Annotated in this window: 17 protein-coding genes and 1 pseudogene; 10 read left to right on the top strand and 8 right to left on the bottom strand. The window is 64.0% G+C overall.

Annotated elements, in window-relative coordinates; genetic code table 11:
• Positions 1-58 precede the first annotated feature (58 nt).
• Both ACG873_RS04285 and ACG873_RS04280 read right to left on the bottom strand, forming a co-directional pair.
• On the bottom strand, positions 59-2,557 hold the full coding sequence (locus tag ACG873_RS04285) for a two-component system VirA-like sensor kinase (RefSeq protein ID WP_394890596.1): 2,499 nt from the start codon (positions 2,555-2,557) through the stop codon (positions 59-61).
• The gene (locus tag ACG873_RS04280; RefSeq protein ID WP_394890595.1) at positions 2,554-3,510 is read right to left on the bottom strand and encodes a cytochrome-c peroxidase; all 957 of its coding nucleotides are present in this window, start codon (positions 3,508-3,510) and stop codon (positions 2,554-2,556) included. The genes ACG873_RS04285 and ACG873_RS04280 overlap by 4 nt, the downstream gene beginning before the upstream one ends.
• A 187-nt stretch (positions 3,511-3,697) precedes the next feature.
• Here ACG873_RS04280 and ACG873_RS04275 point away from each other — a divergent pair, with 187 nt between their 5' ends.
• The gene (locus ACG873_RS04275; RefSeq protein WP_394890594.1) at positions 3,698-4,468 is read left to right on the top strand and encodes a response regulator; all 771 of its coding nucleotides are present in this window, start codon (positions 3,698-3,700) and stop codon (positions 4,466-4,468) included.
• Positions 4,469-4,638: 170 nt separating this feature from the next.
• Here the strand turns inward: ACG873_RS04275 and ACG873_RS04270 are convergent, their stop codons facing one another.
• From ACG873_RS04270 to phnF, 5 genes are all read right to left on the bottom strand, one after another.
• On the bottom strand, positions 4,639-5,049 hold the full coding sequence (locus ACG873_RS04270) for a GFA family protein (protein WP_394890593.1): 411 nt from the start codon (positions 5,047-5,049) through the stop codon (positions 4,639-4,641).
• A 44-nt stretch (positions 5,050-5,093) separates the two neighbouring features.
• Entirely contained in the window at positions 5,094-5,558 is a 465-nt protein-coding gene (locus tag ACG873_RS04265) for an SRPBCC family protein (RefSeq protein WP_394890592.1), read from the bottom strand.
• On the bottom strand, positions 5,555-5,884 hold the full coding sequence (locus ACG873_RS04260; protein ID WP_394890591.1) for an ArsR/SmtB family transcription factor: 330 nt from the start codon (positions 5,882-5,884) through the stop codon (positions 5,555-5,557). The genes ACG873_RS04265 and ACG873_RS04260 overlap by 4 nt, the downstream gene beginning before the upstream one ends.
• Before the next feature lie 28 nt (positions 5,885-5,912).
• Positions 5,913-6,068, bottom strand: a complete 156-nt coding sequence (locus ACG873_RS04255) for a hypothetical protein (RefSeq protein WP_394890590.1) — start codon at positions 6,066-6,068, stop codon at positions 5,913-5,915.
• Positions 6,069-6,328: 260 nt separating this feature from the next.
• Positions 6,329-7,081 (bottom strand): phosphonate metabolism transcriptional regulator PhnF, encoded by a 753-nt coding sequence (phnF, locus tag ACG873_RS04250; RefSeq protein WP_394890589.1) that lies wholly within the window; start codon positions 7,079-7,081, stop codon positions 6,329-6,331.
• A gap of 98 nt (positions 7,082-7,179) precedes the next feature.
• Here phnF and phnG point away from each other — a divergent pair, with 98 nt between their 5' ends.
• The 8 genes from phnG (at position 7,180) to ACG873_RS04210 (ending at position 13,121) form a co-directional block, all read left to right on the top strand.
• Positions 7,180-7,650 (top strand): phosphonate C-P lyase system protein PhnG, encoded by a 471-nt coding sequence (phnG, locus tag ACG873_RS04245; RefSeq protein ID WP_394890588.1) that lies wholly within the window; start codon positions 7,180-7,182, stop codon positions 7,648-7,650.
• Complete coding sequence (phnH, locus tag ACG873_RS04240; RefSeq protein ID WP_394890587.1) at positions 7,650-8,261, top strand: phosphonate C-P lyase system protein PhnH; 612 nt, start codon at positions 7,650-7,652, stop codon at positions 8,259-8,261. Before phnG ends, phnH begins: the two co-directional genes overlap by 1 nt.
• Position 8,262: 1 nt before the next feature.
• Entirely contained in the window at positions 8,263-9,369 is a 1,107-nt protein-coding gene (locus ACG873_RS04235) for a carbon-phosphorus lyase complex subunit PhnI (protein WP_394890586.1), read from the top strand.
• Entirely contained in the window at positions 9,366-10,256 is an 891-nt protein-coding gene (locus ACG873_RS04230) for an alpha-D-ribose 1-methylphosphonate 5-phosphate C-P-lyase PhnJ (RefSeq protein WP_394890585.1), read from the top strand. The genes ACG873_RS04235 and ACG873_RS04230 overlap by 4 nt, the downstream gene beginning before the upstream one ends.
• Positions 10,253-11,029 carry a phosphonate C-P lyase system protein PhnK gene (gene phnK, locus ACG873_RS04225; protein ID WP_353644329.1) on the top strand — a complete coding sequence of 259 codons (777 nt, stop codon included), beginning with the start codon at positions 10,253-10,255 and terminating at the stop codon, positions 11,027-11,029. Before ACG873_RS04230 ends, phnK begins: the two co-directional genes overlap by 4 nt.
• A 3-nt stretch (positions 11,030-11,032) precedes the next feature.
• Positions 11,033-11,740 carry a phosphonate C-P lyase system protein PhnL gene (gene phnL, locus ACG873_RS04220; RefSeq protein ID WP_394890584.1) on the top strand — a complete coding sequence of 236 codons (708 nt, stop codon included), beginning with the start codon at positions 11,033-11,035 and terminating at the stop codon, positions 11,738-11,740.
• Positions 11,737-12,354: a DapH/DapD/GlmU-related protein gene (locus ACG873_RS04215; RefSeq protein ID WP_394890583.1), complete on the top strand. Its 618-nt coding sequence runs from the start codon at positions 11,737-11,739 to the stop codon at positions 12,352-12,354. The genes phnL and ACG873_RS04215 overlap by 4 nt, the downstream gene beginning before the upstream one ends.
• A 257-nt stretch (positions 12,355-12,611) precedes the next feature.
• The gene (locus ACG873_RS04210) at positions 12,612-13,121 is read left to right on the top strand and encodes a DUF3016 domain-containing protein (protein WP_394890582.1); all 510 of its coding nucleotides are present in this window, start codon (positions 12,612-12,614) and stop codon (positions 13,119-13,121) included.
• Positions 13,122-13,184: 63 nt separating this feature from the next.
• On the opposite strand, the gene ACG873_RS04205 is transcribed toward ACG873_RS04210, so the two are convergent.
• Positions 13,185-13,586, bottom strand: coding sequence for a hypothetical protein (locus ACG873_RS04205; protein WP_394890581.1), 402 nt, complete (start codon positions 13,584-13,586; stop codon positions 13,185-13,187).
• Between the two features lie 222 nt (positions 13,587-13,808).
• Between ACG873_RS04205 and phnC the strand changes: the two are divergent.
• A pseudogene (gene phnC / locus ACG873_RS04200) lies at positions 13,809-14,650 on the top strand (phosphonate ABC transporter ATP-binding protein).
• The last annotated feature ends 19 nt before the right edge of the window (positions 14,651-14,669 follow it).

The raw sequence follows: 14,669 nt of genomic DNA, 5'->3' as shown, positions 1-14,669 counted from the left end.
ATGTAACGATGGGTGCGCCCGCGCCCGGAACAGAATTCCCGTCGCTCGGGCGGCACCCCTACCCCGCCAATTGCCGCGCAAGGCAGTCGGCGAGCGACCGCGATAGAAGCGGCTTCTCCAGCACCTCGCGAACGCCGGCCGACCGCAGGCGGTCCGGCTGGAGCGCCCCGTCGTAGCCGGTCATAAGCACGATCGGAATGTCCGGGCGAATGTCATGCATCGCGCCGGCAAGTTCGGTCCCCGTCACGTCCGGCATGACCTCGTCCGTCAACACGAGATCGAAGCGCGCCGGATCGTCACGGAACGCCGCGAGCGCGGCGTGGCCTCGATCGAAGCCGACCGGCTCATAGCCGAGCGCGGCGAGCATCTCTTCGCCGAGCAGGACGAGCGGCTTGTCGTCGTCCACGATGAGGACGGTCTCGCCGTGTCCGTTGCGGACCGGCGTCTCGGGCGCTTCTTCCTCGGGTGCTTCCTGCTCGATCTGCGGAAAGTAGACTTCGAATGTCGTGCCCTTTCCCGGCTTGCTCTTCACATTGATGGCGCCGTGATGCGCGCTGACGATCCCGTGCACGGTCGAGAGCCCCAATCCCGTGCCTTGCCCAGCGCGCTTGGTGGTGAAGAACGGCTCGAAGATCCGCTCCATCGTCGCCTGGTCGATACCGTGACCGCTGTCCCTCACCTTGAGCCTGATGTAACGCCCGGCCGGCAGGCTGCCGTGCGACAGGCCAAGCGTGCGCCTCGGCGCGATCGTGTCGAGGCCGATCTTGAGCACGCCGCGCCCGTCCGTCGCCTGGCCCGCATTCGTGCAGAGATTCATCACCACCTGCTGCAGTTCGGTCGGATCGCCCATCAGGACGGCACCTTCCGCCGCCAGACCCGTCCGCAGCGACAATGTGGCGGGAAGCGACGCACGCACCAGATCGACCGCCTCCGCAATCACTGCCCCGGCGCTGACGGGCCGGTGCTCGCGCTCCCGCCGGCGCCCGAAGGCAAGGACCTGTTCGACGATGTGCTGCGCACGTTCGCCCGCCTTCACGATCTGCAGGACGTGCCGCCGCGCGTGAGAGTCCTTGAGCAGCACCGCCAGCGCCATTTCGCTATAGCCGCGGATCGCTCCGAGGATGTTGTTGAACTCGTGCGCGATGCCGCCGGCAAAGGTGCCGATCGCCTCGAGCCGCTGCGACCGGTTGAGCTGCGCCTGCAGTTCTTCGCGCTCGCTCTCGCTCCTTTCGCGCGCGATGGCGTTGGCGAATATCTCGGCGACGGTGCGCATGAGGGAGATGTCGTCGTCGTGCCAGCGCCGCGCCGCGGGATCATGAAAAACGAGGACGCCAAGGCATTCGCCCGCGATCCGCATCGGTATGCAGAGCCATGACCGTATGCCGGCCGACCACAGCGCCGCCCTCTCCTCGCCGTCCGGGAGCGCCGCGACGTCCGCGATGTGGAGGCAGCCCTCGCGCTCATACCCCTTTGCAGTCCAGTGGCGGATGAGTTCCAGCATCCGTTCGGGAGAAATCGGGGTGCTCGCGGCATCGCGTTGATACGAATAGCTGCGGTCGCTGTCTGCCTCGGCGCCACGGAACATGATGATCCGAGCGCCGGCGACATTCGCATGTTCGGCAAGCTCGGCGAGCGCCTTGCCGACGGCGGTCCGGATCTCGTTGCGCGGCAGGTTGATGAATCGCGTGGAGATCGAGGCGACCAGCCTTTCGAATTCCAGCCTCGTCCTGAGAATGCCGGCGTTGGCGCGCAGGCGGACGAACAGATAGGCCACGTAGCCCACCAGTGCGAGCGCCGCTACATAGAGCAGGGCCATGAAGAGGTCTGCATGAGCGGCGGCGCGCGCATGCGCCTCAAAATAGGCGTCTTGCAGCACGTGCGCCAACTCGCTTGTTGGAGCAGCCTGGATGCGGGCGACGAGATCGTCGACGCGGGGAAACATCGCCACGACCAGCCGTCCGTGAGTGACAAGCGAGTGGATGTCATCGGCCGGCTCGCTCGCCAGCCTTTCGAGCCTGTCGAGCGATGCCTCGATCTCCCCCGCCGTATCGGGCCGGGGCGCATTGATGTAGCGCAACATGCCGGTGGTGAGCACGCCGACCTCGGCTTCAACAGCCGCCCGGCCAGGCTCGTGGCCGGATGTCAGTTGCCCGCTCAGATGGTTGAAATAGGAGAGCGAATTCTGCAGTAGCGCGTTGTCGGATTTGAAGGCTTCGACGAGCGCTTCCTGATCGCCCACCGCCTTCGTGACTTCGCCGACCTTCCGCTCCATGTCGGCGCGAGCCTCGCCGCTCGCTATCTCACTTGCGGCGGGCAGGTCCGCGGTCGCCGTCAGCAGGTTTTCCATCGACCTGACAAGCGGGTCGTAGTTCGGCAGGAGTCCCGCCCGGGCAAGCAGCACATCGCGTTGCAGGGCGGCATCGTAAAGGACGACGGCCTGCAATACCTCGGCGCGCTCATGCCGCGGGGTGTTGATGGTCGTGCCCTGCACCAGGAAATAGGTGAGCACGATCACAAGCCCCGCAATGATCGGCGCGAGCAAGCGAAGCGCTTTCACGGCTGCGACCCGTTGCGCTCGCTCGCCTTCGGCGCGCTGCGATATTCGCCGGTAAGCGTGTTGAGGAAGCTGACGATCGAACGGTTGTCGGCGTCCGGCAGTTCGCGGCCGAGCTGGCTGCCCGCCATGATCTTTACGGCTTCGGCAAGCGAGGCGGTGCGCCCATCATGGAAATAGGGTGCGGTCAGCGCGACGTTTCGAAGGCTTGGAACACGGAACACATGGCGATCCCGCTCCTGTCCCGTGATCGTGAAGCGCCCGAGATCGCCGTCCGACCTTGTCTCCTGATCGGCGAAGGGATTGGCGAATATGCCGAATTTCTGGAAAAGATTGCCCCCGACATTCCGACCTTGATGGCAGGCGATGCAGCCATAGTCCTTGAAAAGTTCGTAGCCGCGCACCTCCTCCGCCGTAAGGGCGCTCCGTTCTCCTCTCAGATACCGGTCGAAGCGCGCATCGGGCGTGACCAGCGACCGCTGGAATGCTCCAAGCGCGTCGAGCACGTTCTCTCTATCGGGGGCGGAGCCGTAAGCTGCCGCGAACCCATCGGCATAGGTGGGTTCGCCCCGCAATTTGGGCAGCAGTTCCTCCCAACTCGTATTCATCAGGGACGGGTCGAGCAGGACCGCTTCGTTCTGTTCCTCGAGAGCGCGGAAATTGCCGCGCCAGTTGAGCCGGAAATTGAGCGCTGCGTTGAAGACCGTCGGCGAATTGAAATCGAGCAGGCCTCCATCCGCGGCTATGGAACGGGCGCGGCCATCGTCGCCGCCCTCATCGAGCCGGTGGCATGACGTGCATGCGACCGTCCCGTGGCGCGACAGGCGCGGGTCACGGAACAGGGCCTCGCCCAACGCAATCTTCGCCATATCTATGGTTTCAGCCGGACTAACCGGGGAGATCGGCTCCTGCTGCTCCCGGGCGGGTTGGCTTGCCGCGGCCAGTGCGAACGCCATGAACATGGCCATGCAAATCGGCAGCCGTGCCCGTGCCGGGCTTTTATGGATCGGCTGACCGATCGTCCGCAGTCCGGCCCTAAAGCCGGGGCTTAGCCAAGCTGGGCTCGTAACCATGCACCTATAAACCGCCAAAAATCGGCGCTTTGATGAAACTGGCGACGGCGCAAGATTCGGATTGATCGCTATGCTGCCGGAACGAAACTTAGGGACATATTCCAGTATTCGGCCCACATCGGCCGGCAAGCATGTGCTGATCGTGGATGACGATCCCGCCATGCGCAGCATGCTCACCGAATATCTGGAAGGCGAGAATTTCAAGGTCACCGCCGTGGCCGACGGCGATTCCATGACGCGCGCACTGCGCAACGCGGCCGTGGATCTGATCATTCTCGATATGAAGCTGGGCAAAGAGGACGGCCTCGACCTGATCCGCCAGCTTGGCAGCCCTCCGGAAGCTCCAATCATTGTCGTCACCGGTCATCGCCGGGACGAAGCGGATCGCATCGTCGGCCTAGAGCTCGGCGCGGATGACTATCTGACGAAGCCCTTCAGTCCGCGGGAGCTTCTCGCGCGGATTCGCGCGGTTCTGCGACGCGCCGCGGCCGCCCGACAGCGTTCGAAAAAAAACGGAAGCCATCTCCACTATTGTTTCGCGGGCTGGAAGCTGAACATGCGGACACGGCAGCTGATCTCGCCCGACGGAAATGCGGTGCCGCTGACGGCCGGTGAATTCAATCTGCTGGCGGCGTTCCTGCGCTCTCCGCAGCAAATACTCACCCGCGAACAGCTATTGACCGCAAGCCATGTGCACGACGAAGAGGTCTTCGACCGCAGCATCGACGTTCAGATTTTGCGCCTGCGCCGCAAACTGGAGCAGGAGCCGAGCGAACCGAAGCTGATAGTCACCGAGCGGGGCGCCGGGTACATATTCGCTGCCCCTGTGACCTTCTCCTGAGGAGCGCTGCGATTGCTGTCGAGGGCTCGCTGAAGATCTCGTCGCCAAGGCGGGGAATAGTCGCCTGCATGCGGCCCAGCATGGCAGCCGGTGCGACAGCCGGAATGACGCAACAGTCTTCGATCGGCCACGATAGATGACTGTCTCGCTCCCGCTTGGTCAGGTCGCTTTTACGTCGGCATCTTCTCGAATTTCAGCAGGGCTGGATCGAGATTGTCCCAGACGTGAGCGGCAGCGTGCCAGGTAACGAATTGCGGCTCGTACCGGCTTGGATCATCGAGACTGCCAGCACGCACAGCGATAGTATCGGGTGCCGCCGGAAATGTAATATACACCGGTGACCCGCATGTGGCGCAGAAGGCGCAACCTTTGACGGTTCCGCCATCACCAACCACTTCCCAGGTCTTCGCCTCGCCCTCGATCTTCTGCACCGCGCCGGAAAAGGTCAGGTATGATGCGTGGCCGGCGCCGGTTTGACGCTGACATTGGCGACACTGGCAGTCTACCATCGCCACCGGTTCTCCAGAGATTTCGTAACGGATCACGCCGCAGGCGCATCCGCCGGTATAAGCCTCGCTCATGTCTTTCTCCTGTAAGGGTGTTGGCGACGACGATCTCCGCCGTGTCAGTCCTTCTCGCCGACGATGGCGCCGATGTTCTGGACAACCTTCTTCCAGCCTTCGCTCATGGTCTTGAATGCGGAATAGTTCTTCGGCAGGACGAAGCCGGAATGGACAAGGCGAAGACGCGTGCCGTTTTCGACCCTGGAAAGGATCCATGTGACGATCGTGTCCAGCCGCGAGCCGTACCCCGTGTTTGCCTCGTGCCCGCCCTTCCAGGCAAAGGCGAGCCGCTCGTTGGGCGTCACCTCCAGCACCTGGCAGTGGATGACGCCGTCCCATTCGCCGGCCGGCGTGGTCTGGAAGGTGAAGTCCTTGCCTTCCCTGGGCTCGAACCCGGTCGGCGCCATCAGCCAGCGGCCGATCAGTTCGCCAGTCGTCAGCACCTTCCAGATCGTCTCCGGCGCATGGGGAAAGACCTCGTCGACCACAATGTCCTGCGTGCGGGGTTTCAAAGCGGTGTCATTCATGGATCGATCTCCTTCAGCAATGTTCTGAGATTTGCAAAGCGCTCGCGCCAGAAGACGCTGTAGTGGCTCATCCAGTCGACCAGTGGCTCGATGCCCTCGGGCTGGGCACGATAATAGACGTTCCGACCTTCGGGGCGCTCGGCGACCAGGCCGGCCTGCTTCAATGACTTGAGGTGCTGGGAAATAGCGCCCTGTGTCACCCCACTCCCCCGCGTCAGCTCCACGACGGTGATCTCGTTGGAGCTGGCGACCCGCTCGAACACGGCTCGCCGGGTTGGATCGGCAAGCGCGCGCATGACAGCGTTGATGGGGGCGGCTTTAGTCATGCCGGAGTCATTAGTATATACTGATTGATTAGTCAATACTATTTGAAACGACAGAGGTTGAGCTGATCGCCGCGACCGCTGTCAGCAGGAGGCCGGGAGCGCCCGCGAGGACTGCAATGCAGGCGGTGCGCTCGGCCTTGCTCTCGCCCTTGGCCCAGCTTTCCATATTGGGTTCGATCTGCATGACGCCAGAAATCTCCGTCGTTTCTGGCGCCACCATTGGCGGAGGCTTGTTGCACCGGTTTGCCGGATTTCCGCTTCAAGGTTTCATTTGTGTCGTGCCGGCGACGGAATTGATTTGTCTGCGCACACTCACACGAACCGTCCTGTCCAGGCGAAAATGCATGGATTTAAAATGAGGACGCGCCGCGATACCGGTACCGGATACGTTGACCGCATTGCATCTTTGCTAGGTCCAGTATTGTTCCGTACGGTGCAGTTCGGTCAGGCGCCTTGCGACACAGAGAGCTCAACCCGATCGGCGGCGAAGCGGGTTTCCGAAAACTGGATGGGTGAGCCGCTATTGTCCTCGTTGACAGCGATGGTCACCAGGACGATCGCGCCAGGCGACAGGCGCAGATCCGAAAGGTCGGCGGAATCGGCATGACGCGCCGAGACGAGTGTCGATCGCCGGAAATAGTCGACGATGCCGAAGTCCCGCAACGATGCCGTGATCGACCCGGTTTCGGCCAAGGACCGCTCGAAACCTTTGAAGCGCGATGCATCAAAGAAGCTCGTCGCCCGTGACACTGGCCGGCCATCGGCCTCGCCCATGGTCTCCAGCCGCAGCACCGCCGCGCCGGCCGCTAGTCCCAAGGCCTCCGTCACCTGCCCTCTCGCCGGCTCCACTGCATGCGCCAGCAATTTACTGCGGCGATCCCGCGCCTGCCCCTCCAGACCTTCGGAAAAGCGGGTTCGGGCTGCGATCGGATAAGAGAGACGCTTGCGGCTTTCGACAAAGGTGCCGCGACCCTGCTCGGCCCTCAGCACCCCCTCCTGCACCAGCGCCGCGATCGCGCTCCGCACTGTATGGCGGTTGACGCCGAAGCGTTCCGACAGCGCCAGTTCCGGCGGCAGCCGGCCATCCGCGCCTAGCACGCCCGAGCCAATCGCCTGCCTGATCTGGTCGGCGATCTGCCGCCACAGCGCCACACCGCTTCTGCGCGTCACCTCCCGCTCCAGTCCGGTCCCGATCAATTTCTTCTCCTGTCACGCATACGTCATGGACACGCATTAGAACCCAGCTATAATTTGTTTGGTTGTATAGAACAATAGACAAATGAAGGCCAAGTAATATGAAGAACGGCAGGCGGGAAGAAGCGGAACGGAACGCCGGGCGCAAGGCTGCGATGGCCGCCCTGGCGATGGCCTCCGGCGGCGAGATCAGGCGGCTCTGGGATGCAGCCGGCATCGAAGCGGATGCGCAAGCGCTGCGCGGCCCTGAAACCGGGCTGGTGACGGTGCGGGGACGCATCGGCGGCGCCGGCGCACCGTTCAATTTCGGCGAGGCGACGGTGACACGGGCGACAGTGCGGCTGCCCGGCGGCGAGGTCGGCCATGCCTATGCGCTCGGCCGCGACAAGGAGAAGGCGAGGCTTTCGGCGATCGCCGACGCGCTTTGGCAGAACCCCGCCCGCCGCGCCGAGATCGAAGAGAAGATCATCGCGCCGCTCAAGACTGCGCAATTGGGCGCCGACGAGAAACGGCGCACTGAGACGGCGGCCACCAAGGTCGACTTCTTCACCATGGTGCGCGGAGAGGACTGATGGACATGCTCGGCCAATCGATCGATGGCGGTTTCGCCGCTCCCGTATTCGACGCGCAGTCGGTATTCCGCGCGGTCATGGAAGCCATGGCCCGGCCCGGCACGGTTCAGCCGATAGGCCGGCCCGCCTCGCCGCCAGCGCCGCTGACGCCCGCAGCGGCGGCCGTGGCGCTGACCCTGTGCGACCACGATACGCCGCTCTGGCTCGACGCGGCGCTGCTGGCGTCGGATGCTGCGAAGACCTGGCTCGGCTTCCACACCGGCGCGCCTCTCGCGCACAATCCGGCGGAAGCGCATTTCGCTCTGGTCTGCGATCCGGCCGAGATGATCGCGCTGGAGAATTTCGCCCAAGGCACGCAGGAATATCCCGACCGCTCGGCAACGCTGATCCTCACGGTTGAGAGCCTGACAGCGGGACCCAAGCTTCGCCTCGAAGGCCCGGGCATCGCGACCGAGGCGACGATCTCGCCGACGCCTCTGCCGCGCCACTTCGTCGAGCAGTGGAAGCAGAACTGCGGTCGTTTCCCGCGCGGGATCGACGTGATCCTGGCAGCGCCGGAGCATGTCGCCTGCCTGCCGCGCACGACCCGCATCAAGACGATGGAGGCCTGACATGCATGTGGCCGTGAAGGGCGGCGAGGCCGCGATCGCCAACGCGCATGCGCTGCTCGCCGACCGCAGGCGCGGCGACCGCGACGTGCCGGCGCTGCGCCTCGACCAGATCGTCGAACAGCTTGGGCTGGGCGTCGACCGGGTGATGGCGGAGGGTTCGCTCTACGACAAGGAGCTTGCGGCCCTCGCCGTCATGCAGGCGCGGGGCGACATGATCGAAGCGATCTTTCTGGTGCGCGCCTACCGCACGACGTTGCCCCGCTTCGGCTATACGCGCCCGATCGACACGGCGGCCATGCAGGTCGAGCGCCGCGTCTCGGCGACCTACAAGGATCTTCCGGGCGGGCAATTGCTTGGCCCGACATTCGACTACACGCACCGCCTGCTCGATCCGGAACTGGCCGGCGGCGCGGATGTCGCCGAGCCGGAGCAGCGTGAAGCCGCGTCCGAACCCATGCCGCGCGTCTCCGAGATTCTTGCGCATGAAGGCCTGATCGAGCCGGACGGCAGTCTGCCGGACGGCCACGCCACCGGCGACATCACGCGCGAACCGCTGGAGTTTCCGATGGAGCGTGACATCCGCCTGCAGGCGCTGTCGCGCGGCGACGAAGGCTTTTTGCTGGCGCTCGGCTATTCGACGCAGCGCGGCTATAGCCGCAGCCATCCCTTTGTCGGCGAAATACGCATAGGCGAGGTCGAGCTGGAGCTCGACGTACCTGAACTGCCGTTCCCGGTCACGCTTGGCCGCATCCGGGTCACCGAATGCCAGATGGTCAACCAGTTCAAGGGTTCGGCCAAGGCGCCGCCGCAATTCACCCGCGGCTACGGTCTGGTTTTCGGCCAGTCGGAGCGCAAGGCGATGGCGATGGCGCTGTGCGACCGGGCGCTGCGCGCCCGCGAATTCGGCGAGGACGTGGTCGCCGCTGCCCAGGACGAGGAATTCGTCATCTCGCATTCCGACAATGTCCAGGCGACCGGCTTCGTCGAGCACCTGAAGCTGCCGCATTATGTCGACTTCCAGGCCGAACTCGACCTGGTGCGCCGCATGCGCGCCGAACACGAGGCAAAATCCGCGCCGGACGACATTCGCAAGGAGGCCGCGGAATGAACGCGTCGCAGAACATCGCCACCTATAACTTCGCCTATCTTGACGAGCAAACCAAGCGGATGATCCGCCGGGCGATCCTGAAGGGCATCGCCATTCCCGGCTACCAAGTGCCGTTCGCCAGCCGCGAAATGCCGATGCCTTATGGCTGGGGCACCGGCGGCGTGCAGGTGACGGCCTCGATCATCGGGCCGGACGACGTGCTGAAGGTCATCGATCAGGGTGCCGACGACACCACCAATGCGGTCTCGATCCGCGCCTTCTTCAGGAAGGTCGCGAATGTCGCGGTGACGACGGAGACGGCGAAGGCGACGATCATTCAAACGCGTCACCGGATCCCGGAATTTCCGCTCACCGCGGGGCAAGTGCTCGTCTATCAGGTGCCTATACCCGAGCCGCTGCGCTTCCTCGAGCCGCGCGAAACCGAGACGCGGAAAATGCACGCGCTGGAGGAATACGGGCTGATGCACGTCAAGCTTTACGAGGACATCGCCAAGCACGGCCGCATCGCCACCACCTATGCTTATCCGGTCAAGGTCGAGGGCCGCTATGTGATGGACCCCTCGCCGACGCCGAAATTCGACAATCCGAAAATGCACATGTCGCCGGCGCTGCAATTGTTCGGGGCGGGCCGCGAAAAGCGCATCTACGCGATACCGCCGTTTACCGAGGTGGTCAGCCTCGACTTCGAGGATCATCCGTTCGAGGTGCAGAGTTTCGACCAACCCTGCGCGCTCTGCGGCGCGGAGCAGGTCTATCTCGACGAGGTCATCCTCGACGATCATGGCGGGCACATGTTCGTCTGCTCCGACACGGATCACTGCGAGAAGCGGCGGGAGGAGGGACATTGCGGAGAGATGTCGGCGGATAAGATGGAAGCAGCGCAATGACCGACGAACCCCTTCTCCGCGTCAACTCCCTCTCCAAATTCTACGGCTCGCGCGTAGGTTGCGAGGACATTTCCTTCGATCTCTGGCCGGGCGAGGTTCTGGCCGTGGTGGGCGAATCCGGCTCGGGCAAGACGACGCTGCTCAACTGCCTGTCGACGCGGCTGATGCCGACTTCGGGCGCCGTCACCTACCGCATGCGCGACGGCGTCTTTCGCGACCTCTACCGAATGAGCGAGGCGGAGCGCCGCTTCCTGATGCGCACCGACTGGGGCTTTGTCCACCAGAACCCGGCGGATGGGCTGAGGATGACCGTCTCGGCCGGCGCCAATGTCGGCGAGCGTCTGATGGCGGTCGGAGACCGGCACTATGGTAACATCCGCGCCACGGCCGTCGACTGGCTGTCCCGCGTCGAGATCGCCGAGGATCGCATCGACGACGAGCCCCGCGCCTTCTCCGGCGGCATGCGCCAGCGCCTGCAGATCGCGCGCAATCTGGTGACCGGCCCGCGCCTCGTCTTCATGGACGAGCCGACCGGCGGACTGGACGTATCAGTGCAGGCGCGCCTACTCGACCTGCTGCGCGGCCTCGTCACCGACCTCGGCCTGGCGGCCATCGTCGTCACCCATGATCTCGCCGTGGCGCGGCTTTTATCGCAGCGCATGATGGTTATGAAGGACGGCCGGGTCGTCGAGACCGGCCTTACTGACCGGGTGCTCGACGATCCGCGCGCGCCGTATACGCAACTCCTCGTATCGTCGATTTTGCAGGTGTGAACCATGGCAACTCCGCTCGTCGTTTCGCAGCTCGCCAAGAGCTTCGCCATGCATATGCGCGATGGCATCCGGCTGCCGGTCGTCACGGGCGTGTCGTTTTCGATCAGGGCAGGCGAATGCGCCGTGCTCGGCGGGCCGTCCGGAGCCGGCAAGAGCTCAATCCTGAAAATGCTCTACGGTAATTATTCCGCCGATGAGGGCCAGATCATCGTCGATCACGCGGGCCAACTCGTCGATCTGGCGAAGGCCAGCCCGCGCGCCATCCTGCAGATCAGACGCGACACGATCGGATATGTCAGCCAGTTCCTGCGCACGGTGCCACGGGTCTCGGCGCTGGACGTGGTTGCCGAGCCGCTGGTGGCGCGCGGCGAAACGCGTACCGCTGCGCAGGATCGCGCCCGCGAGCTGCTTGGCCGGCTCAATCTGCCCGAAAAGCTTTGGGCGCTGCCGCCGGCGACCTTCTCCGGCGGTGAGCAGCAGCGGGTCAACATCGCGCGCGGCCTCATCACGCCGCATCCGGTGCTGCTGCTCGACGAGCCGACGGCGTCGCTGGACGCCAGGAACCGTGAAGTCGTGATCGAGCTGATCGCCGACAAGAAGGCCACCGGCGTGGCGCTGCTCGGCATCTTCCATGACCAGGATGTGCGCGAGGCGGTCGCCGACCGCATCATCGACGTCACCGAATTCGCAGCGGGAAAGATCGCGGCATGAGCGGAAAACTCTCGGAGCAGCCGACTGTCCATCCGACGGCGGACGCGGCCGGCTCGACGCTCGGCCGCTACACCGAAATCGGCGAACGCACGCGCTTCCTCGAATCCTCGCTCGGCGACTATTCCTATATCGTCCAGGACTGCGGCGTCTGGTGCGCGACGATCGGCAAGTTCGCCAACATCGCGGCAGCGGTCCGCATCAACGCCACCAACCATCCGACCTGGCGGCCGACGCTGCATCACTTCACCTACCGCGCATCGGACTATTGGGATGACGCGGAGCACGAGACCGGCTTCTTCGAATGGCGCCGTTCGAACGCCGTCATCATCGGCCATGACACATGGCTCGGCCATGGCTCGACGATACTGCCGGGGGTCACCGTGGGCGACGGTGCGGCGGTAGGCGCAGGTGCAGTCGTGTCGAAGGATGTAGCGGCCTATACGATCGTCGGCGGCGTGCCGGCTAAGCCGATCCGCGAGCGCTTCGACCGCAGGACGGCGGAGCGTTACCAGGCGCTCGCCTGGTGGGACTGGGATCATGCGAAATTGCGTTCGGCGCTCGACGATTTCCGCGCGCTTTCGGCCGAAGCATTTTTGGAGAAGCACGGCGGCTGACACCGCCGCAGTGTGAGCGGGCCCAATATCCAGGCGTTGCCCTCGATGACCCCTGCCGCTCACGCGATCCACCGTTACGTCGCGCGACGAATATTGCAGCGCGGCCGTGGCACTCCCCGTAGTCATGCAGTCCTCATGCAAGGATCGACCGCAGGAGCACGAGGAACTTCGAACTTATCACCCCTAGTTGAAGCGACACGCATTGGCGAGCGTGCCAGCGCGGGTGTAGCATCGCCCGATCGCATTAGGAGGATGCCATGCGTCGCATCATCATCACCGCTGGAATGGCGCTTGGCGTGCTCGCCGCGACGCCGCTTTCCGTTGAGGCAGCAGGCTCCGTCGATGTTACCTTCGTCAATCCGGAGCGCTATCGCGACATCGGTGATCGCTACGCCGGCCCACGGTCGGGCGTGCTGAGGGAGGTTGAATCCTATTTCGACTATCTGGGCAAGCGCTACCTGAAGGACGGACAGGTCCTCAGCATCGAGGTGCTCAACATAGATCTTGCCGGCCAATACGAGCCTTGGCGCTTCGAATTGCGCAATGTCCGCATCATGCGCGACGTCACGCCGCCCCGGTTCAGGCTGCGCTATGCGCTTGCCGATCGCGGCAAGCTGCTGGTGCGCGCCGAGGAAAACGTCACCGACATGACCTATCTTTGGGGCGCCGGCTCGATCTATGGCGACCGACGCCTCGGCTACGAGAAGAAAATGCTACGCGATTGGTTTCGCAGGCGCTTCGTGCGCCTCGATCCGCCGCGCGGATAAGCGGCGCAACCTCAACCTTCGAGCACCTTCTCCCCTTCAGCGAGGAGAAGGTGAAGCGCGTCCTCACTCAGCGCCCATCACGTCTTTGAGCTCCGTCACCTTCTTCATGCAGCCGGCCTCGTCGCCGGCATCCGCCATCTCGCGGGCTTCGGTCATCAGCATCGCCACCTGATCGGCATCATCGTCGGTGGCTCCGCCCGTCACCTCTTCCTGGTGAGGCGAGATGGCCTCCACCTGATCGGAAGCAGCTCCGGTAGATCCTGTGGTTTCCGTGCTCGTTCCCTGGGCGCCTTGCAGAACCTGTTCCTGATGCTTCGTCGCGGTGCCAGACTCGCTGGTTGCCGCACCCGTCTCGGCGGTGACGGCGGGCTGCTCGAGCTTCGTGAGTTCCTCCCGGCAGTCGGCGAAGGCCGGCACCGCGAGCATGACCGATAAAGCGGTGAAAGTCGCCAAGCGTATCGACATCAGACTCTCCTTTCATAAGAGGCCGCTTTGGATGATGGGCTAGAACGACCGGATACTCGAAGTGTTCCGGTGCGCGGTGGCGATTTTCCCGAAGTGCGCCGCCAGCGTCCGGAGGGCTGTGGAATGTAACGAAACTGACATCGAACCGACATTCCCCGTTCATGCGGCTGGCTTAGGCGAAAGCCTGCAAATGCGAAAAGCCCCCGTCGCAAGGAAGTCATCATGCTCGAAATCCGCAACGTCACGCGCCGATTCGGCAAGACTGTCGCCGTCAACGGTGTCGCGCTAGAAATCCCACAGGGCCAGATGGTCGGTATTATCGGCCGCTCCGGCGCCGGAAAATCCACCCTGCTGCGCATGATCAACCGCCTCATCGACCCGAGCCACGGGTCGATTTTTTTGCCGGCACGGAGGTTTCCAGCCTGCGCGGCTCCACGCTGCGGCGCTGGCAGCGCGACTGCGCAATGATCTTCCAGCAGTTCAATCTGGTGCCGCGCCTCGACGTTCTAACCAATGTGCTGCTCGGCCGCCTCAATCACCGCTCGACAGCGTTGAACCTCCTCAACATCTTCTCGCGTGAAGAGCGCGCCATGGCGATTTCGGCGCTGGAGCGTCTCGACATTGCACAGACGGCGCTGCAGCGCGCGGGTACGCTTTCCGGCGGCCAGCAGCAGCGTGTGGCGATCGCGCGAGCCTTGATGCAGCAGCCGAAAATGATCCTCGCCGACGAGCCGATCGCCTCGCTCGATCCGCTCAATGCAAAGGTCGTGATGGACGCGCTGCGCGACATCAATCTGCGCGAAGGCATCACCGTCATCACCAATCTGCACACGCTCGACACGGCGCGGAACTATTGCGAGCGCATCATCGGCATGGCCGGCGGCAAGGTCGTGTTCGACGGCGCGCCTGAGGAACTCACCCGCGAGGCCGTCCGCATGGTCTATGGCGCCGACAGCGACGGGGCCGAAATCTCCGAGGCGATCACCTCAACCAGCATCCGCGGCGAAAAACCCCGGAAGATCGCAGCCAGGACCATGCTGAAGCCGGCTCTCGCCGACGCCTGAGGCTGCAATCGCATCACCC

This window comes from Allomesorhizobium aridi (assembly GCF_043769475.1).
Classification (GTDB): Bacteria; Pseudomonadota; Alphaproteobacteria; order Rhizobiales; family Rhizobiaceae; genus Allomesorhizobium.
This window is presented reverse-complemented; position numbering and strand designations above follow the sequence as displayed.